The organism is Lelliottia wanjuensis (genome assembly GCF_030238365.1).
In the GTDB taxonomy this organism is placed as follows: domain Bacteria; phylum Pseudomonadota; class Gammaproteobacteria; order Enterobacterales; family Enterobacteriaceae; genus Enterobacter; species Enterobacter wanjuensis.
This window is the reverse complement of the sequence record NZ_JASSOT010000001.1, coordinates 383,291-404,706: the sequence shown is the minus strand read 5'-3', so window position 1 is coordinate 404,706 and position 21,416 is coordinate 383,291. Positions and strand designations below refer to the sequence as shown.

Annotated in this window: 19 protein-coding genes; 10 read left to right on the top strand and 9 right to left on the bottom strand. The window is 54.2% G+C overall.

Features of this window, described 5'->3' with window-relative positions:
* Nucleotides 1-9: 9 nt before the first annotated feature.
* From paaK to QQF33_RS01870, 4 genes are all read left to right on the top strand, one after another.
* Entirely contained in the window at nt 10-1,329 is a 1,320-nt protein-coding gene (gene paaK, locus QQF33_RS01885; RefSeq protein ID WP_285150433.1) for a phenylacetate--CoA ligase PaaK, read from the top strand.
* Between the two features lie 158 nt (nt 1,330-1,487).
* Nucleotides 1,488-2,423 (top strand): phenylacetic acid degradation operon negative regulatory protein PaaX, encoded by a 936-nt coding sequence (gene paaX / locus QQF33_RS01880; RefSeq protein WP_282493144.1) that lies wholly within the window; start codon nt 1,488-1,490, stop codon nt 2,421-2,423.
* A gap of 10 nt (nt 2,424-2,433) precedes the next feature.
* On the top strand, nt 2,434-3,036 hold the full coding sequence (gene paaY, locus QQF33_RS01875) for a phenylacetic acid degradation protein PaaY (protein ID WP_285150434.1): 603 nt from the start codon (nt 2,434-2,436) through the stop codon (nt 3,034-3,036).
* Nucleotides 3,037-3,204: 168 nt separating this feature from the next.
* Nucleotides 3,205-3,420, top strand: a complete 216-nt coding sequence (locus QQF33_RS01870) for a cold shock domain-containing protein (protein ID WP_095281955.1) — start codon at nt 3,205-3,207, stop codon at nt 3,418-3,420.
* A 78-nt stretch (nt 3,421-3,498) separates the two neighbouring features.
* On the opposite strand, the gene QQF33_RS01865 is transcribed toward QQF33_RS01870, so the two are convergent.
* Nucleotides 3,499-3,663, bottom strand: coding sequence for a YnfU family zinc-binding protein (locus tag QQF33_RS01865; protein ID WP_282493143.1), 165 nt, complete (start codon nt 3,661-3,663; stop codon nt 3,499-3,501).
* Nucleotides 3,664-4,241: 578 nt separating this feature from the next.
* Between QQF33_RS01865 and QQF33_RS01860 the strand changes: the two genes are divergently transcribed.
* Nucleotides 4,242-4,805 (top strand): helix-turn-helix transcriptional regulator, encoded by a 564-nt coding sequence (locus QQF33_RS01860; RefSeq protein ID WP_285150435.1) that lies wholly within the window; start codon nt 4,242-4,244, stop codon nt 4,803-4,805.
* A gap of 38 nt (nt 4,806-4,843) precedes the next feature.
* On the opposite strand, the gene QQF33_RS01855 is transcribed toward QQF33_RS01860, so the two are convergent.
* Genes QQF33_RS01855 through tssF form a run of 8 tightly spaced genes read right to left on the bottom strand, consistent with a single transcriptional unit; the run spans nt 4,844 to nt 13,564 of the window.
* The gene (locus QQF33_RS01855; RefSeq protein WP_285144550.1) at nt 4,844-5,314 is read right to left on the bottom strand and encodes a DcrB-related protein; all 471 of its coding nucleotides are present in this window, start codon (nt 5,312-5,314) and stop codon (nt 4,844-4,846) included.
* Nucleotides 5,315-6,922 carry an OmpA family protein gene (locus tag QQF33_RS01850; protein ID WP_285150436.1) on the bottom strand — a complete coding sequence of 536 codons (1,608 nt, stop codon included), beginning with the start codon at nt 6,920-6,922 and terminating at the stop codon, nt 5,315-5,317.
* A complete protein-coding gene (locus QQF33_RS01845) occupies nt 6,916-7,281 on the bottom strand; it encodes a hypothetical protein (protein WP_285150437.1) in 366 nt (121 codons plus the stop codon). The genes QQF33_RS01850 and QQF33_RS01845 overlap by 7 nt, the downstream gene beginning before the upstream one ends.
* Nucleotides 7,275-8,621, bottom strand: coding sequence for a GlcNAc-transferase family protein (locus QQF33_RS01840; RefSeq protein WP_285150438.1), 1,347 nt, complete (start codon nt 8,619-8,621; stop codon nt 7,275-7,277). The genes QQF33_RS01845 and QQF33_RS01840 overlap by 7 nt, the downstream gene beginning before the upstream one ends.
* A 6-nt stretch (nt 8,622-8,627) precedes the next feature.
* Entirely contained in the window at nt 8,628-9,641 is a 1,014-nt protein-coding gene (locus QQF33_RS01835; protein ID WP_285150439.1) for a fimbrial protein, read from the bottom strand.
* On the bottom strand, nt 9,641-10,642 hold the full coding sequence (locus QQF33_RS01830) for a type VI secretion system protein TssA (protein WP_285150440.1): 1,002 nt from the start codon (nt 10,640-10,642) through the stop codon (nt 9,641-9,643). The genes QQF33_RS01835 and QQF33_RS01830 overlap by 1 nt, the downstream gene beginning before the upstream one ends.
* Before the next feature lie 25 nt (nt 10,643-10,667).
* Nucleotides 10,668-11,684, bottom strand: coding sequence for a type VI secretion system baseplate subunit TssG (gene tssG / locus QQF33_RS01825; RefSeq protein ID WP_285150441.1), 1,017 nt, complete (start codon nt 11,682-11,684; stop codon nt 10,668-10,670).
* Complete coding sequence (gene tssF, locus QQF33_RS01820) at nt 11,681-13,564, bottom strand: type VI secretion system baseplate subunit TssF (RefSeq protein WP_285150442.1); 1,884 nt, start codon at nt 13,562-13,564, stop codon at nt 11,681-11,683. Before tssF ends, tssG begins: the two co-directional genes overlap by 4 nt.
* A gap of 419 nt (nt 13,565-13,983) precedes the next feature.
* Here tssF and tssH point away from each other — a divergent pair, with 419 nt between their 5' ends.
* The 5 genes from tssH (at nt 13,984) to QQF33_RS01795 (ending at nt 21,340) form a co-directional block, all read left to right on the top strand.
* The gene (gene tssH / locus QQF33_RS01815; protein ID WP_285150443.1) at nt 13,984-16,623 is read left to right on the top strand and encodes a type VI secretion system ATPase TssH; all 2,640 of its coding nucleotides are present in this window, start codon (nt 13,984-13,986) and stop codon (nt 16,621-16,623) included.
* A 110-nt stretch (nt 16,624-16,733) separates the two neighbouring features.
* Nucleotides 16,734-17,288 (top strand): fimbrial protein, encoded by a 555-nt coding sequence (locus QQF33_RS01810; protein ID WP_285150444.1) that lies wholly within the window; start codon nt 16,734-16,736, stop codon nt 17,286-17,288.
* 15 nt (nt 17,289-17,303) lie between these two features.
* On the top strand, nt 17,304-18,116 hold the full coding sequence (locus QQF33_RS01805; RefSeq protein WP_390888453.1) for a fimbrial biogenesis chaperone: 813 nt from the start codon (nt 17,304-17,306) through the stop codon (nt 18,114-18,116).
* Nucleotides 18,117-18,179: 63 nt separating this feature from the next.
* On the top strand, nt 18,180-20,771 hold the full coding sequence (locus QQF33_RS01800; protein ID WP_285157289.1) for a fimbria/pilus outer membrane usher protein: 2,592 nt from the start codon (nt 18,180-18,182) through the stop codon (nt 20,769-20,771).
* Nucleotides 20,756-21,340, top strand: a complete 585-nt coding sequence (locus tag QQF33_RS01795) for a fimbrial protein (protein WP_285150446.1) — start codon at nt 20,756-20,758, stop codon at nt 21,338-21,340. Before QQF33_RS01800 ends, QQF33_RS01795 begins: the two co-directional genes overlap by 16 nt.
* Nucleotides 21,341-21,416 lie beyond the last annotated feature (76 nt).

Genomic DNA, 21,416 nt, shown 5'->3' with positions numbered 1-21,416 from the left:
CCCTACAAAATGACAACGACAACAACACAACTTGATGCGATTGAAACGGCCTCCGTGGACGAATTACAGGCGCTACAAACCGAACGCCTGAAGTGGACGCTAGAGCATGCTTACAACAACGTGCCGATGTATAAGCGTAAGTTCGACGCGGCGGGCGTACATCCTGACGATTTTAAAGAGCTGTCCGATCTCAACAAATTCCCCTGCACGACCAAGCAGGATCTGCGGGATAACTACCCGTTTGACACCTTCGCGGTGCCGATGGAGCAAGTGGTGCGCATTCATGCGTCCTCCGGAACCACCGGTAAACCGACGGTAGTCGGCTACACGCAAAACGATATCGACAACTGGGCCAACATCGTGGCCCGTTCCCTGCGCGCCGCCGGTGGCACGCGCAAGGATAAAATTCACGTGGCTTATGGTTACGGACTCTTTACCGGCGGGCTGGGTGCGCACTACGGTGCCGAGCGTTTGGGTGCGACGGTGATCCCGATGTCCGGTGGCCAGACCGAGAAACAGGCGCAGCTGATCCGCGATTTCCAGCCGGATATGATCATGGTGACGCCGTCCTACTGCCTGAACCTGATTGAAGAGCTGGAGCGCCAGATGGGCGGCGACGCCAGCCAGTGCTCCCTGCGCGTCGGCGTGTTTGGCGCAGAACCCTGGACCCTGGCGATGCGCCACGAGATCGAGCGTCGCCTCGGGATCACCGCCCTGGACATCTACGGCCTGTCAGAAGTGATGGGGCCGGGCGTGGCGATGGAGTGCATCGAAACCGCCGACGGCCCGACCATCTGGGAAGATCATTTCTACCCGGAGATCGTCAACCCGAACGACGGCACACCGCTGGCCGACGGCCAGCAGGGCGAACTGCTGTTCACCACGCTCACCAAAGAGGCGCTGCCGGTGATCCGCTATCGCACCCGCGATCTGACGCGTCTCCTGCCTGGGACTGCGCGCACTATGCGCCGTATGGACCGCATCAGCGGGCGCAGCGATGACATGCTGATCATTCGCGGCGTGAACGTCTTCCCGTCCCAGTTGGAAGAGGAGATCGTCAAATTTGAACATCTGTCGCCGCACTACCAGCTGGAAGTGAACCGTCGCGGACATCTTGATTCACTTTCGGTGAAAGTGGAGCTGAAAGAGAGCAGCCTGGTGCTGAGCCACGAGCAGCGCTGCCAGGTGTGTCATCAGCTGCGCCACCGCATTAAGTCGATGGTCGGGATCTCGACCGACGTGACGATCGTCAACTGCGGCAGCATTCCGCGCTCCGAAGGTAAGGCGTGTCGGGTGTTTGATTTGCGGAAGGTGGCGGCGAACGGGTAGGTGGGGTGCGATTTGTTCCCCTCACCCTAACCCTCTCCCAAAGGGAGAGGGGATTGTCCGGTTTTCTCCCTCTCCCCAGGGGAGAGGGCCGGGGTGAGGGGTAATGGGCGCACAAAAATTCTATGCTATGATTCATCCAGGACAAAAACCACAACAGAATGAATCAGATGAGTAAACTCGATACTTTTATTCAGCACGCCGTTAGCTCTGTGCCGATCAGCGGAACCTCGCTGATTTCATCCCTGTATGGCGATTCGCTCTCCCATCGCGGCGGTGAAATCTGGCTCGGGAGCCTGGCGGCGCTGCTCGAAGGGATGGGATTTGGCGAGCGTTTTGTGCGTACCGCGCTGTTCCGCCTCAACAAAGAGGGGTGGCTGGATGTCTCCCGCATCGGCAGGCGCAGCTTCTACCGCCTGAGCGACAAAGGTTTGCGTCTGACCCGTCGCGCAGAGAACAAAATTTACCGCGCAGAGTTACCGGCGTGGGACGGAAAATGGCTGTTATTGCTCTCGGAAGGGCTGGATAAAACCACGCTCGCGGATGTGAAAAAACAGCTGATCTGGCAGGGGTTCGGGACGCTTGCTTCCAGCCTGATGGCCTCGCCGTCGCAGAAAATGGCCGATGTGCAGTCCCTGCTGCATGAGGCGGGCGTGGCGGAGAACGTGATCTGCTTCGAAGCCCACTCCCCGCTGGCGCTGTCGCGCGCGGCGCTGCGCTCCCGCGTGGAGGAGTGCTGGCAGCTGACCGAGCAGAACGTGATGTATGAAACCTTTATCGACTCGTTCCGGCCCTTGCTGCCGCTGCTGAAAGAGGCGGGCGCGGATGAACTCACGCCGGAGCGCTGTTTCCAGATACAGCTGTTGCTGATCCATTTTTATCGCCGCGTGGTGCTGAAAGATCCGCTGTTGCCGGAGGAGCTCCTCCCCGCGCACTGGGCCGGACAAACCGCTCGCCAGCTGTGCATCAATATCTATCAGCGCGTGGCACCGGGCGCCCTGGCGTTTGTCAGCGAAAAAGGCGAAACCTCGGTCGGCGAACTGCCGGTGCCGGGGACGCTCTATTTCCAGCGCTTCGGCGGCCTGAATATCGCATAACGGAGGAAGTATGCCTGTATATCAAATAGATGGACTGACCCCAGTCGTGCCCGATGAGAGCTATGTCCATCCTACGGCCGTGCTGATTGGCGATGTCATTTTAGGGAAAGGCGTGTTCGTCGGGCCGAATGCCAGCCTGCGTGGCGACTTTGGCCGAATCGTGGTGAAAGACGGGGCGAACATTCAGGATAACTGCGTGATGCACGGCTTTCCTGAGCAGGATACGGTGGTGGAAGAGCACGGCCATATCGGTCACAGCGCCATTTTGCACGGCTGCGTGATCCGTAAAAACGCCCTGGTCGGGATGAATGCGGTGGTGATGGACGGGGCGGTGATCGGCGAAAACAGCATCGTCGGCGCGGCGGCGTTTGTGAAAGCCAAAGCAGAAATGCCAGCGAATTATCTGATTATCGGCAGCCCGGCAAAAGCCATTCGTCAGTTGAGCGATCAGGAACTCGAGTGGAAAAAGCAGGGGACGCGTGAATATCAGGTGCTGGTCGAACGCTGCAAAATGACGATGCATCAGGTCGAGCCGCTGCGGGAAGTGGAGCCGGGCAGAACGCGTCTGGTGTTTGACGAGAATTTGCGACCGAAATCGTCGCAGACAAAATAAATTTGTATATTTGCGTCAGTGCAGAATTATTTCGTCAATTAATTCAGCCACTGTTGACATGTGCGGTAAAAATAAACATTGCTAAATATGGGTGGCCGTGCATTAATGCCCAGCGTTTACAATGCAAAAAATTTTGCCAGCCGAAAGGCCAAAAAAAAGGAGCCTTATATGTCTGCAAAAATTATTGGTTTAGTGAAGTGGTTTAACGAAGATAAAGGCTTTGGCTTTATTTCTCCGGTAGATGGCAGCAAAGATGTTTTTGTGCATTTCTCTGCATTGCAGGGCGATAATTTCAAAACCTTGTTTGAAGGCCAGAAAGTGGAATTCGTGATTGAAGCGGGCGCAAAAGGCCCGGCTGCTGCCAACGTGATTCTGCGCGACTAACCTGCTTTGATCTCTGCGAGTCTGCAACCACGATGAGGGCGTAAGCCTGAGTAGTCAGAATCGCAGAGGATCAACAAATCAGACTTTTTGGTTGGATTTGAACATCGTGCTGCAGTAAGGACAAACCAGCAGTGACCCTTTTTGAACGCGCGTATAGCTGTGTTCAGAGTCTTTAGAGCAGTTTGGGCAAGGGCATTTAATCAGAAAGTTACGGCGGGCTTTTCCATCTTTGCGATCGGACATAGGCATTTCCTGTGTAATTGGCCTGCTACCATACACGTATCATCCTCAAATAGCTCGTATTCATTTCCCTGTTGAAAGTTATCCCACCTTGCATCCATGACTTCGCTCACTCCAGGCGTTTCTCTGGTGTGCAGTTCAGCAGACTAAATTTCAAAAATACGATAATCACTCTGCGCAATGTTTTCCCCGAATGGACTATTGATGTAATTATTTATTACTGCTTACTTCTGTAACTTCTTGTTTCGGAGATACCTATTTTAGGATATAGGTTTGGGCATTATTCTTAATTTATTATGTCAAAAATAATATTTTTGCTGGCTTTGAGTCAATGCTGATAGATTAATACATCATGGTATATATAACTGCAAACATCGCTTCACAGTGGCGATAGTGCCAGGCAAGAAAAGTCTGAGATCTATTTAGGCGTAACCGCAAGGTGACGAGGTATTCAACACATTCGGATAATGTGAGTGTTTAACATTTATAAAATATAATTGTTATCTGGTATGGTCTGGATGCAGTATGGCAGTTATATTGGAATTATCTAAAATGGATTTTTTTGAAGGTCTTTGCTTATTATGAAAAGCGCGATAGCAAATGTTAAAATTGACAGTGATAACTATTATTATAAATTTGGACTTTATCAGATGCTCGCACACATCTATCAGTTCGAAAAACCAACCCCAGGAATTAAAAAGGTGCAAGGGCAGGTAAGTATCCTTTTTAGACAAAATATTGCTAGCATAATCTATCCAGGCCCTGAACTGACATTGAATACCCTGGATATCCCGTTTGTCTGCAACACCCTCAACCTTAGCGAGATTAATGCGAAACTGGAAAAGATCATGATGGTCACTCAGTACCCCTATTTCGAGTGCGATAAACAGGTCATGTATCAACGCCTGGGTATCAAATCCTACCATCAGCTATCAGGCACAGAGTTTACCGTGCTGCGCTATTGCGGTAAGGGATTTCGCCCACGTGAAATTGCATTAATACTCGACTGCTCAGAGAAAACGGTGAATACGCACTGTCGCAACGCGATGCGTAAAATGGGCATGTCTAAAAGAGTGGAGCTATATCAATATGCCACTCTGGTTATGTGTGATGAGGGGCGCGAAAGAGCGACACTTTGCCTCTGATAAAGAAACAACCCATGAATCTCATGGGTTGTTTCTTATTATAAGGCGTGATTAGGCTGAAAAGTGTTGATGATCTGCACATAATGTTTACGTTGATATTCTGAAAACTCTTCCAGAGAATACAGGGTGAATATCAACACTTCGCGCTCATTGTGATTAGTGGTCCCATGCCAGGGGAGTTTAATCACGGATTGTACCTGACGGACTTTTTTTCCGTCCTGTAAATAGTGATTGGCTATTTGCACGACCGGCAGCCGCGCCGGGCCAATTTCGTTTCTGAGCAGTTTTCCTTCCATCTGGAATCCCGGCAGTTTATTGCGCAACTCTTCGATTTGCGCTTCGCAGAATGCCTCTGTCTCCTGATCCTCTTCGAGCGTCGCCCGGTTAATCATAATGTTGTATTCGTTGTCATCAGGATCCCTGAACATCAGAATATTAACCGAACGGTCGAGGATGGGAGCCTGACTCAGAAAATTACCTTCAAGAAGGCTGTAGTTGGGTGTTTTCATTTAAAAAAGATGCTCGTTAACGTTGATGGGAGTAGGGCGCAGAGGAAAAACATCTATCCTCCGGTTCAGCTGTTTGCCTGCGGAAGTTGAGTTGCTGGCGAGGGGGTACGCGTCCCCTTCGCCTTTCAACACAAACTGCTGCTCGGTGGCTGGGGTGTTATGCAACAGCCAGTCGCGGACTTCCCGCGCGCGTTGCTCTGAAAGGAGCGCGTTACTTTTTTCATCGCCGCTGCTGTCCGTGTGACCGACGATCAGAAACGTGATTTCCGGATTTTTTTTGATGAGCTGCACCATCGGCTGCAGAAGTTGTTCACGTCCTTGCAGGATGGTCGCACTGCCCGAGGCAAACAGCGAAGCGTGACTTGAGGAAGAGTAGACGCTCCAGTGGGAATACTTTCCGAGCTGGGTATCAGCGATCCCGACTAATTCGCGACAGCGTGACAATCCCCAGTTCTGAAAGAAAAGCGAGGAGGCACAGTTTTTCAGCGCGGCCCGCTGAGCTTCGAGGGTATCGAGCAGGGAAAAGGTCTGACTAATGTTCTCGACCGGGGTTTGCGACAGCGAATTTATCGTGCGGGTAATGTCGTCAGCCCGCTCTTGCTCGTGATAGTGCGCATAGGTCAGGCTTGCGAAAACCAGCAGTGGCACGATGAGCAGGAATCTCGGCGTCAGCACGCGCCCCCCTGAAGAGGGTGCCGTGATGCTGCGACCGACGGGGGGCAAATCCACGGTGGCCGCAAGCGCTGGCAGAGGCGGGTAGATCTTCGCATGAGTGAGTGCGGGCAGGATCGCGAAGTGTTCCTCCAGCCAGCGTGACCATGCTCCGTGACGCGTAAAACCGGTGCCGTAATCCGCGATCATAATGCGCTTCAGCGTGGACGACGCGTGAGACAGTGCGGTGTTCAGATTCGACAGCACCTGCTCTTCGTCCATCCATTGCCAGAGCAACCGCAGCGTGGCATGGCGCTGATGCAGGAAGGCCGGGGCCCCTTCAGACTGAGGGCGCAGGTTTTCCACTGACGCGCTGGTCAGTTTTTGCTCTCCGTCGGGCGTCTCCAGCCAGATAGCAGAGTCAGGATCGTGGGTAAAACGCTCGTCGCTGCATCGCACGTACAGGGCAAAAATACAGGGCAGAGGGTCCGCCAGAATCGGTGACTGGAGGATGTTTCGCCACTCCTGTAGCGAAGAGATTGCTAGCGCCGCGCTGTCGTGGCCATCAGGAAAAAAGGGGAAAAAGAGTGTGACCTTCAGATTTTGTGGGTCCGCACCGAGCCGCGCTAATTGCCGGATCATCTCGCCCTGAGTGGCGGCACACAGCCAGAGTGCGCCGGTGGCAGAGTGCTCAATACTCCCTTTGTGTCTGGCGGAAAACCACTGGTTTACGTAGGGGCCAATTACCAGGTAGATCTGTTTTTCTACCCGTGGCATTTCGCAAAGGGGGGATGGGGGCGTCTCGTTTTGCAGGACCTCTCGCACCGTCAGGGCGAAAAACAGAACGGTCAGCCCTGCAAACAGGGCATTCCACGCGGGATGAGGATAAATCCCCGTCGCCAGCAACAGCGCGGCGACCAGCAGAATGGGATAGCGGTCTTGAGAGCGTCTCAACATATCAATGTATCGTCAAAATGAGGGGTAAGAAGAAAAGGCCGCATCAGGTTCATCACGTCGGATTCCGTGGCCGGGACAAGATCGCGATAGCACTCCTTTTCCAGCGTCGGGGCGGTGATCTGCTGCTGATTCCGTGCCAGCGCCGCGGCAATTCGGGCATCCAGACGACGGCAAAGCAGGGCGCAAATTTGCGATGTCTGCTCCTTCGTCCAGCCGCTCGCGGCAAGCGAGGCATCCAGGCGCACTATCCGCTGATGCATTTGCTCCCGAAACAGAGAAACGGAGGGGATTATGCCCCCCATTGCCAGCAGCGCATCAACCCCGAGCAGTGACTGGACCTGGCGGGCTGCGCTTACCATGCTTGCTCCACGACTGCACCCCAGCCGCTGAGTTCGTTAAAGGGGCAGAGTCGCACCACTGAGGGTGTTTCCGACGGGGTAGCCGTGAAATCGAGCGCGAGGGTCATTTTTCCTTCATCGGCGGATTCCATCGCGGCATCGATCTCCTCCCGGCTGAATTTCCGCTCATTCAGCAGACGGTTGTTGTCGCTGTAAACGCCCAGATACCACCATGCTGCCGTTGCCTGCGCATCGCTGATGTCCGTTTTGTTGAGCTTTATCGATTTGCCGAAGGGGGAGACCAGGCGCTGCGCCCACAGCGCATCATCCGGCCACTCATGGGGTAAAAATACGCTGCGTTTATCCGCCCCGATGACTTCAGGTAACACCGCGCGGCGCTTAACATCGATACCTGTCAGTCGTTCAAACTCCCTCAGACTACGGGCGTTCCCCAGTGAATAATCCCCGATATCAACCGGATCTGCTTCCAGACCGAACAGCGTGCGGATGCGCTTTTTAGACAGCGCGTCACGTTCCCACCATGCCATCTCAATCTCCCCGCTGCTTTTGGCCTCGCGGGAGTGATCGCCCCAGACCTTGTTCTCTTTTCGCCGTCCGTAGTAATGCCAGAGCAAAATTTGATGCGGGGTGTAGACGTCGTAACCGTGCGTAAAGGCGCGTGCCGCCATCGCGATCTCTTCTCCGGCGAAGAAAATATGGGGATCGTTGGCGACCTGTTGCACAAAGCTGCCGTCCGCGAAAATAAACCCACCGGCAACATAACTTCCCCGGACTGGGGTATCGCTGCTGAGGGGGGTGGAAGAGAGCATCGGTAGCCCTTCTTTGGAAAATTCGCGAAAGATCAGTCGACTCGCAAACTGGCTGCGTTTTTCGTCCGGCTCCTGCGGGTCATAGGCCGGTGGATAGGTGGAGAGCACCGGTTTGGCACTCAGGGCGCGCAGCCCATTCAACATCTCAATCATGCGGTGATCCCAGTGCCCCGCGAAGCGGCAGTGGGAGTCAATCTGTAGCGAAAAGGTTTCCCCTGCGTAGTGGCGCTCCGCGATAAACCGCGCCCAGCAGGCTCCCCGGCTATGAAAATAGTGCACCGGGACGACGGTTATCAGCGCTTGCTGCCACTCAAAGCGCCAGACCGGGTCATCCGCTGCGTCGTCGGAGGCCATCAATTGCATTCCAGTCCCGGTAAACAACGACAGGCTCTCGTTGTCATGCTGCCAGCAAATAGTGATACGCAAATTTTGCGGATCGCGGGCCATCGTAATCATGTCGCGCAGCGTCGGGATAAGCTCCGGGTCGCGGTAGCTGGCGATACTGACAAACAGAGTTTGGGTGGTGGTCATGAAGGGCTATTTCACCTGCAATAAAATTTCCGCATGGGCAGTAAACTCGCCTTCTGCGGGGTGCTGTGCGGCACCAGGCTGCGACATCAGCGTCGCTTTCCAGTGAAACTCGGCGGGAAGCGTACTCCCGGTGCTGCTGAGGGTTTCACTCGTCGAACCGTCCAGCAGCAGATCGCCGCCGGTGCTGTTTTTAATGCGGATTGCCAGCGCATCGGTGGCACCGCTGCTGTCCTGGACTTTGATATAGCGGCTGTCCGTCGAGGCGCTATCGCTGGTGACCGAGACGGTGGTGGAGTAAGTGCCATAATCGGTGCGACAGGTGATCGCAAAATCCAGTGGCTTTTCGATCTCGGCGCTGGCGTTGAGCATGTTGCCGGTGACCGTCCCGAAATCCACGGTTTTATCGCCCTCAAAGGTGCACGACGGGGTGCTGACAATTTGTATCGCCCCGATGTGCAATATCTGTGCGGCGTTGCTTATCGAATCGCTGATTACCCAGTTATAGGCATAATCATTCGGGGGCAGAATGATGTTCGCGCCCTGCGGGTCCAGTTTCAGCGTTTCGGCGGTTTTGTAGATCTCAATCCGATACAGCGAAGCGGCGTCATACACCCAGGAGCCGGTCGGCGAAGGGGCGAAACTCATGTTACCCGGGGCGGGGAGTTGTCCCGTGCCGAAAGCCTGACCGTTGTTCCAGATGATTTTGAGGCCAATTCCGGGAACATTCGTCGGGAAAATATACCCGGCCCCCTGAGGCGGCAGATTCATCGCGCTTTTGCCGTAAGCTTCCCCATCGGCACAGGTGATGTAACCGATCGGGTAACCTTGCACAGCGGTATCGTAATGGGTGACAGGCGTTGTTGTACTCGCAACCTGGTCGGCATCGACATAGACGGTCATGTCCGGTACCTCAAAGTTATGCGGCGCAGGCAGACCGGATTTTGGGCTCAGGACGCAGCTCGCTTGTGCGAAGCCAGCGCCAAGCAGTCCGATAAACAGCAATCCCACTCGATATTTCATTATTCCTTCCCCTCGTTAGTTAAGTGAGCAACGATCTCGACCGGGAGCAGTTGCAGTAATTCACTGAAGGTTTTTCCTGACGTTTTGATGGCAAAATCCAGCAGCAAAATCACCGGGCTGCCGGGCTCTGCACCCATAAACCAGGCCTGAACAGCGTTGAGCGTTGCAAACGCCTGTGCCCGGCTGGTGATCTCTTTCGCGGGTGACGCCTGCGCGACGGTTGCCGGTTGATAAACGGGCGTTGACTCAGGCGCAGAAGGGGGGGCGGGTATTGGAAGTGCCGGTTCGCTGGCTGGCGTCACCTCAGGGTCGGTAAACAGCGCCAGCAGACGTAACGTCGGCAAAAAGCCGGGAGCGCTGTCTCCCAGGGAGTCCGCCAGCAGCGCGGACAACGTTTGTAGCTGCAAACGTGCTTGTGACAGGGAGGCTATGTCATTATCTCCCCCGTCGCGCCACGCGTTTTGCATCGCCTGAACCGTGGCTTCCGGCAGAGCGCTCTCATCACGCGGGATGGCGAGCGCGCGCTCGATATCTTTCACCAGACATTGCGTTCCCACCACTTTTGGCAGGGGATAGTGGCGAATATCGTTGAGCAGGCCGCTGTGATCGTCGAGTTCGTTCAGGGCATTGGCGCGCAGCAGTGGCTCAAACTCGCCTTCATCGTGCAGCAGCGGATAAAGCTCATTCGGCCATTGCTGAAGTAACGCCAGCAGCGCCTGAAATCCTTCGCTGAGAGCCCGTAAACCCGTTGTTCGCAGGCGGCAGCGAATCAGGATGATGATCAGGCGGATATCGCGCGATTTAGCCAGCAGCGCGTGACAATCGCGTTCGATGTCCGCCCAGTTAACGGGGTTGGCCGTCTCAGTAAACTGGCCATACTCCGCCTCAAGCCGGGGCTGTAGTCGCGACTGAAGTAAAACAAATGCCGGGTTGTACTCCAGATCCTCGCCGCAGGGTGACGGGCCGGGGATCGGCTCAAGTAAGTGCTGGTAATAATCCATATAGCGTGGCTCGCTCCATCGGGGGTTAAAACTGGTAGTGTTCCGGTTCGAAACTCATGCCGGAGACGGGCTTATCGCGATCGTGTCGCGCCAACCAGCTGGCGTATCCCAGCTGGTGGCTACCGTTCAGGGTGGCCTGGGGCATTTCGTCGGCACGCAGGATCAGCTGGACGTCCCAGGCAAATTCATAGCCAGTGAAATTTCTGACCCATTCACACAGCACCGGAAGATCTTCTCCCCAGGGACTGAATCCCATGTACTGCGCCAGCGTCAGGGGGCCGATCGTGAGACGAAATTTATGCTGGCGATCCTGGAGGGTTTCGCCCAGCACCGCGCCGTCGCCAAGCTGCAGCGCGCAGTCCGGATGCCCGAGCCGACTGGTTTCTGCAGGCGTTAAATGGATCCACTGCGGGACGAACTCCTCAAGCAACACGGGAATGTCAAAGTAGTAGTGCAGCGCCCCCGCCAGTCCTTCAGGGTTGCGGGCTTCGCGGATCAAATGGGCCGAAGCGGCCAGTTGGGCATGAACGGGCAGAGAGGCATGACCCAATGCGGCTGGGTCCAGTCCGACGAGGCTGGCGATATAAAACGAGAAGGATTCATCCTCCTTTCGGTCCAGGGACGCCGTATCCTGAGAAATAAACCACGATCGCCAGAACAGGGAGAGTGCGCGATGGTGAAACATATCGACAAAATCCGTCAACGCCTGGTCGTCGTGCTGCTCGCTCCGGGACCACGCCAGCTCAGAGAGGTGCAACGGCATGGCGCCCTGCGGTCCCCAGATCCCCAGTCCAAACAGCTGAATATTGAGCGTGTCATGGTTGACTGACAGGTTGGCTATCTCCCGCGGCGAAAAGGCCATTTGTGCCGTCTGGCTGAGTCGATGGCGCTCCTGAGACGGACGTTGCGCGGTGCCGGGGACGGGCAAGTCTGGGGTGCGAGCGCACAGGGCGCGCATCAGTCCCAGAAAACCGCTCTCCCAGGGGGCCTCTTCATGACACCAGCTGGCGAGAGTGTCTGACAGTGCAGATGGCTCCTTCATAAGGCTCCTCTGCGTCCGGGGCGAGGCTGCCAGCGCGCAATTTTCCCGCGCTGGATCGTGCGCAGTTCTGTTTCAGTAAACACATTGATCGAGGCGTGGCGGGCCAGATAGTTTTCCAGAACCAGCCCAAACAGATAGGGGCTGACACCGGAGAAGTTCTCCTCATCCATGGTCAGCGTGCATTTCACCCCCCGGCCATACATCAGCAGCCCGTTCCCGGGCAAGCGGCGGATCACCGGGACGGTTTCGCAGCCGATCAGACCGCTGATTTGGGACTGGGCGTCGTGATCGGTGTTGTCGACAAACAACTGCAGCATCTGACGAAACGCTTCTCCGCCCACCACATTTTCCCGATCGGAGAGCGGCTGGTAGTTGAAATTAAGCTGGCGGATCAGTCGCCAGGCAGATTCGCTGGCCACAAACGGCGCTCGCGGTGAGCTGGGGGGAGAGATGAATCGCGCGCCATGGACCGGGGCGGCATCGGAAATCGTCAGATCGTACTGCCCGGTTCGGGCAATCAGGCGCGGTAAATCGCGGTTTGTCACCATCGCCTCCACCGACAAATAGCGAATGTCGTCGCTGAAAGGCGCTTCCTGCTGGTCGACGAGAGAGATAAACACTTCCGTCCCATTGTAGAGCGTCTGAGAGTGGTACTTTCGCGAAAGTGAGTGGCTGCCCGTGCGTTGTCGACGGGTGAGCGAGAAGTAACGGCCGAAGTTACCGCTATCGCTATGACGGGTCTGGAACAGGGGGTTGAATACCACTTCCTTGCTATGCTCTGCCTGCTGGCCTGTCACGCGCAGAATTGAGTGAATCTCGTAATCCAGCGGGCGGCTGCGATCCGGAACTACGTGCAGTTCGTGAGTGTTACGTTTGACTTCAAGTCTATCGACGCGTCTGGGAAACAGATTAATAACCGGCGTGCAGAACAGTTGAAAACGATCGGTATCAATATGTCCCGCCAGATCCTGTGGCATCTGGTTGAGCAGCAGGATGACCTCCAGCTCACGGCTGTGGTTGTCCGCGATACCCGCCGAGAGATGATTCAGGGTAAAAAAATAGAAACGCTGGCGGCAGGCGAAGTATTCGTTCACCAGGTTATGGCCGTGGAAAATATTCCAGTTGACGGGCAGGAGGCTCTTTTCTACGGACATACCTTCGAACAGTAAGGCCTGTTGAGAGATCACGGCGTCGTGCCAGCCTCCCTCTTTGGCGTGGCGCAGGATGGTCGCCTGGCATCCGCCATGCAGGAGTTCAAACAGCCGCGAGACAATGCGTTCGTCACCGCTCAGGTAGACGGGCAGCGAGGCAAGCTCGGTCAAATCAGAAAACATCATCCCTTCCGGCAGCTGTAGCCGCAGGCGCAGGGCGCCTTTAAGCTCGCTCTGCGCAATGCGGTGACGTTCCAGATTGGGGAGATCGGGTGGCAGAGAGGTCATCCGCGCATCGCAGAGGGTGAGTGGCCACAGGCGGACGGACTGACCGCTGCGAAATTCACACCGAGTGGTTTCACCGGGGAAAATGGAGGTAAAAAACGCGCTATTCTTCGCGACCTCATAGCCCAGCGTGAGATCCCCTTCCTTAAGATTAGGCCGTAGCTGCACCACGCCGATAGACGGTGTCGGCGCATTGTAATTGGGGTAAATCACATCGAGTAATCGTTGTGTAAAAGTCGGAAATTCCGCGTCAAGTTTTAGCTGCATCCTGGCGGCGATAAAACTGAAAGATTCAATTAAGCGTTCGACAAAAGGATCGGCAACGTCAATACCATGAACGCCGAGACGGCTTGCTATTTTAGGATGTTTTTGCGCGAATTCACTTGCCATTTCACGCATGAAAGTGAGCTCTCTATTATAGTAATCAAGAAACTTATGGTCCACTTAACTGTACCCTAATTGGCAATGGCAACTGTTTAACGTAATAAAAGATATTTCTCATGCCTGTAATAATTTCCGCCATCAAAAGTCTTATGGCGGATTTTTTCAACGGATGTGATTCCAGGCATCTTTATCTTTATGGGACATCTATTTTCGCGTGGATAATAGCAAATGAAGGGTCTGGAACGTTGTCTGTATAAGTGTAACAACACATTGCGTTATGAATTTTTATCATTAAATCATACCGATACGTTTTTTATGTGGTTTTTTTTAGGATAGTGTTTTGGGCAGATGTCTTATTGTTCTTTCAGCGCTATAAAAGCACTGTGTAATCGTATCGAACTCTTGTTTAATAGTGATATTGAAATGGAATTTGTGCGTGGGATATCGATAAATACGCACGACAAATAAGGAAGGAACGTTTGGCTATCGCAAGGAAAAATCTCTTTAGCAAACTTAATAATACCCTTTTTCGCAGCATAGAAAGCGCAACCACGCTCTGTAAGCTACGGGGTAATCCTTATGTTGAATTAGTGCACTGGTTTAATCAGCTGTGGTCGCAGGATACGGACAATGATTTTAAAATCATTGTGCGGACATTTGACATTGATATTTCCCAGCTGGAACGAGACTTAGAACGCGCCATGTCGCGGTTACCAACAGGCGCCAGCAGTATTACCGACTTTTCATATTGCATTGAACTGGCCATCGAACGTGCCTGGGTCTATTCCAGCCTCGAATGTTCTGCTGCGCGCGTTCGCAGCGGGCATCTGCTGATAGCGATGCTCACCACCATGGAGTTGCGCCGCGAGCTGTTGGCCATGCTTCCTGGCCTTGAGCGTATCGCGCTGGATCATCTGACGCATGATATGCAGTACATCCTGCGCGATTCTAGTGAATCCCACGGTTCCGATGACTTTGCTCGCGCCGATGCGCTTCCTGGGGAGGCCAGTGGTTCGGTGTTGACCCCAGTCGGGGCGGGTCTGGCGCAATACACCACCGATCTCACCGCTCTGGCACGGGAAGGCAAAATCGATCCGGTGGTGGGCCGCAGCCAGGAGATCAGCACGATGGTCGATATTCTGCTGCGTCGGCGGCAGAACAATCCGCTGCTGACGGGGGAAGCGGGGGTCGGCAAGACGGCGGTGGTTGAAGGGCTGGCGCTGGCGATTGCCAGCGAGCAAGTCCCTCCGGCGTTATCTCAGGTGCGCCTGCTCGCACTCGACGTGGTGGCCCTGTCAGCGGGTGCCAGTATGAAGGGCGAATTCGAAGCACGGCTGAAAGCGGTGCTGGATGAGGCGATGTCTGCCGCCGTCCCGATCATCTTGTTTATCGACGAAGTTCATACGCTGGTGGGGGCGGGTGGCGCGGCGGGGACAGGGGACGCGGCAAACCTGCTCAAGCCCGCGCTGGCGAGAGGAAAGCTCCGTACCATCGGTGCCACAACCTGGAGCGAGTTTAAGCGACATATCGAGAAAGATCCGGCGCTGACGCGTCGCTTCCAGGTGTTGCAAATCGATGAACCTGCCGAGGATGCCGCCGTATCTATGCTCCGCGGCCTGGTGCCGACGCTGGAAGCCCACCACGGCGTGTGGATCATGGATGAAGCTTTGACCACGGCAGTACGCCTGTCACATCGCTATATTCCCGCCCGGCAGCTACCGGATAAAGCCATCGGTTTGCTGGATACTGCCTGCGCGAGGGTGGCGACGGCACAAAATATGAAGCCTGTAGCGCTTCAACTCCTGAACGCCAGGATTCAGGATATCCAGGCGGAACGGGAGCGCATTCAGAAAGCGCACCATTACGGTAAGGAAACGCAGCAATCTGACGACGCGCTCAGCGCACAACTGGCCGACCTTGCTGAAGAAGAGGCCGCGTTCTGCCAGCGCTGGCAGCAGGAAAAGCTCTGCGTGGAGGCGATCCTGGCACAACGCCAGCAGCTTGGTGTGCCGGGGGAACAGCCCGAATCCAGCTCCGATGCAAACCGCGAAACGTTAGCGCAGCTCGAACTCTCCCTGCGCGAAATTCGTGGGAAAACGCCGCTGGTGCAGGCCGAAGTGAACGCGGATGTTGTGGCGGCCATTGTCTCCGACTGGACGGGGATCCCCGTGGGTCAGATGCTGGAGGATGATTACCGGGCGGTCGCGGAACTGCCGCAGCGCCTGCAGGAGCGGGTCATCGGACAGCCTCATGCGCTGCAACAGATCGCGGAGCGAATCCTGGTCTCACGCGCCGGGCTGGGCAATCCCAACAAACCTGTGGGCGTTTTTATGCTGGTGGGAACATCGGGAACAGGGAAAACCGAAACGGCGCTGGCACTCGCTGAGACCCTGTATGGCGGGGAACAGAACCTGATCACCATTAATATGAGTGAATACCAGGAAGCGCATACGGTCTCCTCGTTGAAAGGCGCGCCTCCAGGCTATGTGGGATACGGGGAAGGTGGTGTGCTAACAGAAGCCGTGCGCCGTAAGCCCTACAGCGTGATTTTGCTGGATGAAATTGAAAAAGCGCATCCTGATATTCACGAGATCTTTTTCCAGGTGTTTGACAAGGGATGGATGGAAGATGGCGAAGGGCGCTATATCGATTTCAAAAACACCACGCTGCTGATGACCAGTAATGCGGGAAGCGAATTAATGACTCAGCTGTACAGCGATCCACAGACCGCACCGGGAACTGAAAGACTGCTGGAAATGCTGGAACCGGAATTATTGAAAATATTCCCACCTGCGTTTCTTGGGCGATTAGAGATTATTCCTTATCTGCCGCTTCAGCACGGTATGCTCCAGGTTATTGTCCGGTTACAACTGGAAAAAATATCTCAGCGCCTGCGTGAACATTATCACATCGAACTGGAATATGCGGATTCGGTGCTCGATGACATTATTTCACGCTGCGCCGTCGTGCAAACCGGGGCTCGCGCATTAATTCAGGTCGTTGAGAAAGAAATTATGCCGGAAATGGGCCGCTATGTGTTGGCGCATAAAATAGAACATCATGGTCAGACGTTGTATTTAAACAGTGACGCTGAAGGGAAATTCAGTGTGACGTTTTAACCAGTGAATTTATTTGTCCTTCTCAGTCAGTAATGGATAAATAAACTCGGAAATGGCTCACAAGAGCCGCTCAATAGTCTGTGAAGTTAACCTTATCTAAGGAACAGAAAATGTCTAAATTAAGAATGACGGTATGTGCTGTCGCGCTTTCGATGGTCTCAACCTATGGTTTTGCAGTGGGCGCTCCGGTCACTCAGGGAACGGTCACCTTTACCGGTAAACTGATTGCAGATACCTGCAGTATTACCGCGGGCGATGAAGATAAGCAGGTGACTTTACCTACCTTATCTATTCAGTCTTTAGATGTTGCCGGTAAGGAAGCGGGTACGACGACCTTTGATCTCAACGTAGAAGCCTGCCCTGATACGGTGACTCAGGTTGCCGCGCACTTCGAAGCGATCAACAGCGATGGCTTTGACGCAACCACCCAGAACCTGACCAACAGCACGCTGAAAGCCGACGGTGGTGCAGAGAACGTCGAGGTTCGTCTGTTCGACAAGGACGGCAGTACCCAGATTCCGGTCGGCGGAACTGGTGCAATGTTTGATGTTAACGCGACGACGCATAAAGCCACCATGACTTATATCGGCGGTTATTACGCTACGGCGCCAACAACGGCGGGTGATGTTACCGCAAAAGTTCAATATACGCTGGCGTACAAATAATATTGCGACAGGCTGATGGCGAGCCACCAGCCTGTCGATTTTTATTCACAAGGTGTACTCATGTCTTTAATAAAAAAATTCTTTTTATTGTCAGTTTTATTCAGTGCATCCACGGCCACTATTGCCGGTGTAACGATTGCAGGAACACGCATTATCTTTCCGGGGAACGAAAGAGAGGTGAGTGTCAGAACTAACAATAAAGGGAAATTACCGGCTCTGGTACAGGTTTGGATTGATGACGGGAAAGCCAATGAAGATATTAATCAGGTCAAGACGCCTTTTATTATTACACCGCCAGTGTACCGCGTTGAACAGGGGAAAGGGCAAAGTCTGCGTTTAATATATACCGGGATGGCGCTGCCGCAGGATCGTGAATCGTTATTCTGGTTTAATCTGCTGGAAATTCCGCCGGTTGTGAAATCGGAGGATAAAAGCAAAAACCATCTGGATCTGGCTTTTCGTACGCGCATTAAAATATTTTGGCGTCCGGCCACGCTGGAAGAGAACAGCGTAAAAACCTTTAGACGACTGAAATGGGCTATCACCAGCGACAGTAAAAAAGGGACCGGCATTCAGATTACCAATCCAACCGGCTATTACTTCTCCTTTGATACCGGAACGTTCACCCAGAACGGGAAAAAGTACGACATGAATATGGACATGGTTGCGCCAGGTGCCACCGAAACCTGGTATGCGGATAACGGTAGCGCAGCGGGGGGGAATGTCACCCAAATCAGCGTAAAACTGCTGAATGATTATGGGTCGCCGGTGGAAAAAATCCTGATAAACCAGCCTGGTAAGGGCTATGTCGAACAACAGACGGAATGACGTTGTGGCGGCAGATAGACAGTGTGGTTGAGCGTAAAGGACATTTGGTTTTAAGGATAAAAAGTGAAGCGTGCCCTAAATTTAAGCCCAAAGACGCTGAAGGTCCCGGTCAGGACGCTGGCATCGCTGACCTGTGTTCTGCTGCTGCTCCCTAAAGTCTGGGCGCAGCAGACTGGCAACGATGCGGACGGAAGTTCCAGCGTCGAGCAGATGGACTTCAACCCCGGTTTTATTCACGGTGCGAGTATCGATGTATCGCAATTTCGTGAAGGCAACCCGGTCCCTGCGGGCATTTATCCCCTCAATGTGCTGGTCAATGGCGAGCAGCGGGGGCGTTTCAATGTTCATTTTTTAGCCGTACAGGGTAAGGCCAATGCCGAGCCGAGTTTCACGGCGGAAGAGTTGACCCAGCTTGGGATTAAGCCCACTGAAGGCACGCAGCTTGAAGCCGGGAAAGCCTATCGCCTGAGCGAGGCGGTTAAAGGCAGCCAGACTTATTACAACAGCGGGGACTTAGAGCTCAGCATCGGCGTGCCGCAAATCAACCAGGTGATTTATCCGCGCGGATATGTGGATCCTGCCCGCTGGTCTGAAGGCGATATTGCCGGTTTTCTGGACTACAACGCGAACATCTACGGCCTGTCGACCGGGCCGGATAACGGCGAGAGCCGCAGCGATGATTACACCAGCAATATTGGGCTGCTGACCGGTTTTAATATCGCAGGCTGGCGCATTCGCCAGCGTTCGAACACCGGCTGGTCGAAAGAGGACAGTACCCTCCACACGTCGAGTCTGGCGACCTATGCGGCAACGGATCTGACGCGCCTGAAAAGTCAGTTGACCCTTGGCGATAGCAACACTACCGGTAATCTTTTCGACAGTTTTAATCTGCGTGGCGTGCAGTTGCAGTCTGACGACAGAATGTTGCCGGAAGGGCTTCGCAACTACTCGCCGATTTTGCGTGGGATAGCGCAAACTAACGCCAGAGTGACGATCACGCAGCACGGCCTGGTGGTCTATCAGACCATTGTCCCGCCAGGCCCGTTCGAGCTGAACGACATTGGCGCGATGGGCTATGGCGGCGATCTACAGATGACGATCGCAGAAGCGGATGGTTCAACGCGCATCAGCAATATCCCGTTTTCCGCACCGCCCATGTTGCTGCATAAAGACGTTGCCAACTTCGAGGTGGCCGTGGGGGAAATGAATGATGATTCCCTGAAAGAGAAACTTAAACTCGCGCAGCTGATCATGCGCTATGGTCTTGGCAATCATTACACCTTATACGGCGGTTCGCAGGTGGCGGAACACTACCATGCGCTCTCGGTGGGTAATGCCATCAATACGCTGATCGGTGGCGTGTCGTTTGATCTGATCCGCGCCTGGGCAGAAGTTGAGGATGGCAAGGAGTCTAACGGCAACAGTTACAGCGTGGCATTTACCAAATTTATGTCGGAAACGTCCACAAATCTGACACTGGCGGCGTATCGCTACTCCACCAAAGGCTATTACTCGCTGCGCGATGCCAGTATCGCCCGTGACGGAGGGACCAACGATGATTATGACGTTGACTATCGGACTAAATCGCGTTTTAGCGCCAGCGTTTCCCAGACCTTATGGGATAACAGTACGCTGAATTTTAGCGGCAGCCTTTACTCCTACTGGACCAGCGATGCCACCGCCAAACAGTACTCGCTCACCTGGTCGAAATCGCTGCGCTATTTTTCGTTTGCGTTGACGGCCATGCGCACCAGCGATGAAGACGGAGATTACGAAAACTCCGTGATGGCGTCGGTGAACGTGCCACTCAGCGGCGGAATCGATAGCCGACCGTTGTTCAGTTCAATCTATTCAACCTACAGTCATTCCGACCCGAAGAGCGATCGCTTCCAGCTCAATGCGAACGGCAGCCAGGGTGAACAGAGTGAGCTGACCTACGGCGTCGGCACTTCGCTGCAAAATGCCCAGGGTGAAGATGGTCGCGAAGCGGTGTCAGGCAACATGAGTTACCGCAGCCCGGTCGGCCAGTTTGGCATGACGGCGGGCGTGGACAATACCGGCTCTTCACGCCAGCTGTCGGTTTCAGCCAGCGGCAGCGTGGCAGCGCATAAAGGCGGAGTGACCTTCGGGCCTTCGGTGGGGGAATCGCCTTTCGCCATTATCGGTGCGCCGGGCGCCACCGGCGCCAGGGTGTTTAACGGCCAGGGAGCCAAAGTTGATCGTCGTGGCTACGCCATCATGCCTTCCCTGACGCCGTATCGTGAGAACAGCGTCGCACTGGATTACAAAACGGTGCCTGAGAACGTCGACGTCATGGAGAGCCAGAGAACGGTTATTCCCCGTGAAGGCGCGATTCTTGCCGTCGATATGAAAACCATTGAAGGCGTCCCGATGGTATTGATTATTCATGATGAAAATGGTCAGCCGATTCCGGCAGGCAGTGAACTGCTCGACGATAAAGGCGTGAGTCAGGGGATGTCAGGACAGAGTGGAATGGCCTTTGTTCGCGGATGGGACCCGGCATCGGGCAATCTGTGGGTCGTATCAGGTAATGATAAATGCCGGATTGTGCCTCGTGTCAATAATCAGAATCGAGTGAATGCCAGCCAGAGTAATAGCATTGTGCAAATGGAGGTGACATGTTATCGGAATTAATTCGCCCACTTTGTCTGGCACGGAAAATAACGGCGCTGGCGCTGCTGGTGATATCCCCCTGGGCATTAGCTCAGCCTTGCACAACGCAGGATAACTGCAAAATTAAGGTTGAGTTTAGAGGTGACTATCTGGAGAACACCTGTGAAGTCAGTATTAATAACGGGACGGCCAACGAAACGGTGGCTTTACCTGTCATTTCGATTAATACGCTGGACCATGACGGCGCGGAAGCCGGAAGTCAGGTGTTTGCCATTACGCTAAAAGAGTGCCCGACTGACAAAGTGGTGTCGCTCTATTTTGCCAGCACCGCAACGGGCATGAATGCTTCAACCGGCAATCTTCTGAACACCGCCGGCTCTGACTTTAGCGAGCATGTGGAAGTCCGCCTGCGCAATAGCGAGCAGCAGCAGATGATTGTTAATGACCCGACCAGTTCGCAGAGTTACGACGTGAGCGTGGCGGGGGATATTACCCATGATTTTATCGCCAGTTATTATGCGAATGGAAATTCAAAGGTCAGTGCCGGGTTACTGAATACGGCGGCAGCCATTGTTATAGATTATAAATAAGCTCAGAGCTGAACAATACTTCCCCGATGTTTCCCGCGCTGAATGTCTGGGGAGGTCATTCTGCGGCAAAAAATAA

What these genes read in the sequence shown, in the direction of transcription:
- paaK (WP_285150433.1), top strand. Translation starts at nt 10, where the DNA reads ATGACAACGACAACAACACAACTTGATGCGATTGAAACGGCCTCCGTG.
- paaX (WP_282493144.1), top strand. Translation starts at nt 1,488, where the DNA reads ATGAATCAGATGAGTAAACTCGATACTTTTATTCAGCACGCCGTTAGC.
- paaY (WP_285150434.1), top strand. Translation starts at nt 2,434, where the DNA reads ATGCCTGTATATCAAATAGATGGACTGACCCCAGTCGTGCCCGATGAG.
- QQF33_RS01870 (WP_095281955.1), top strand. Translation starts at nt 3,205, where the DNA reads ATGTCTGCAAAAATTATTGGTTTAGTGAAGTGGTTTAACGAAGATAAA.
- QQF33_RS01865 (WP_282493143.1), bottom strand. Translation starts at nt 3,663, where the DNA reads ATGTCCGATCGCAAAGATGGAAAAGCCCGCCGTAACTTTCTGATTAAA.
- QQF33_RS01860 (WP_285150435.1), top strand. Translation starts at nt 4,242, where the DNA reads ATGAAAAGCGCGATAGCAAATGTTAAAATTGACAGTGATAACTATTAT.
- QQF33_RS01855 (WP_285144550.1), bottom strand. Translation starts at nt 5,314, where the DNA reads ATGAAAACACCCAACTACAGCCTTCTTGAAGGTAATTTTCTGAGTCAG.
- QQF33_RS01850 (WP_285150436.1), bottom strand. Translation starts at nt 6,922, where the DNA reads ATGTTGAGACGCTCTCAAGACCGCTATCCCATTCTGCTGGTCGCCGCG.
- QQF33_RS01845 (WP_285150437.1), bottom strand. Translation starts at nt 7,281, where the DNA reads ATGGTAAGCGCAGCCCGCCAGGTCCAGTCACTGCTCGGGGTTGATGCG.
- QQF33_RS01840 (WP_285150438.1), bottom strand. Translation starts at nt 8,621, where the DNA reads ATGACCACCACCCAAACTCTGTTTGTCAGTATCGCCAGCTACCGCGAC.
- QQF33_RS01835 (WP_285150439.1), bottom strand. Translation starts at nt 9,641, where the DNA reads ATGAAATATCGAGTGGGATTGCTGTTTATCGGACTGCTTGGCGCTGGC.
- QQF33_RS01830 (WP_285150440.1), bottom strand. Translation starts at nt 10,642, where the DNA reads ATGGATTATTACCAGCACTTACTTGAGCCGATCCCCGGCCCGTCACCC.
- tssG (WP_285150441.1), bottom strand. Translation starts at nt 11,684, where the DNA reads ATGAAGGAGCCATCTGCACTGTCAGACACTCTCGCCAGCTGGTGTCAT.
- QQF33_RS01810 (WP_285150444.1), top strand. Translation starts at nt 16,734, where the DNA reads ATGTCTAAATTAAGAATGACGGTATGTGCTGTCGCGCTTTCGATGGTC.
- QQF33_RS01805 (WP_390888453.1), top strand. Translation starts at nt 17,304, where the DNA reads ATGGCGAGCCACCAGCCTGTCGATTTTTATTCACAAGGTGTACTCATG.
- QQF33_RS01795 (WP_285150446.1), top strand. Translation starts at nt 20,756, where the DNA reads ATGTTATCGGAATTAATTCGCCCACTTTGTCTGGCACGGAAAATAACG.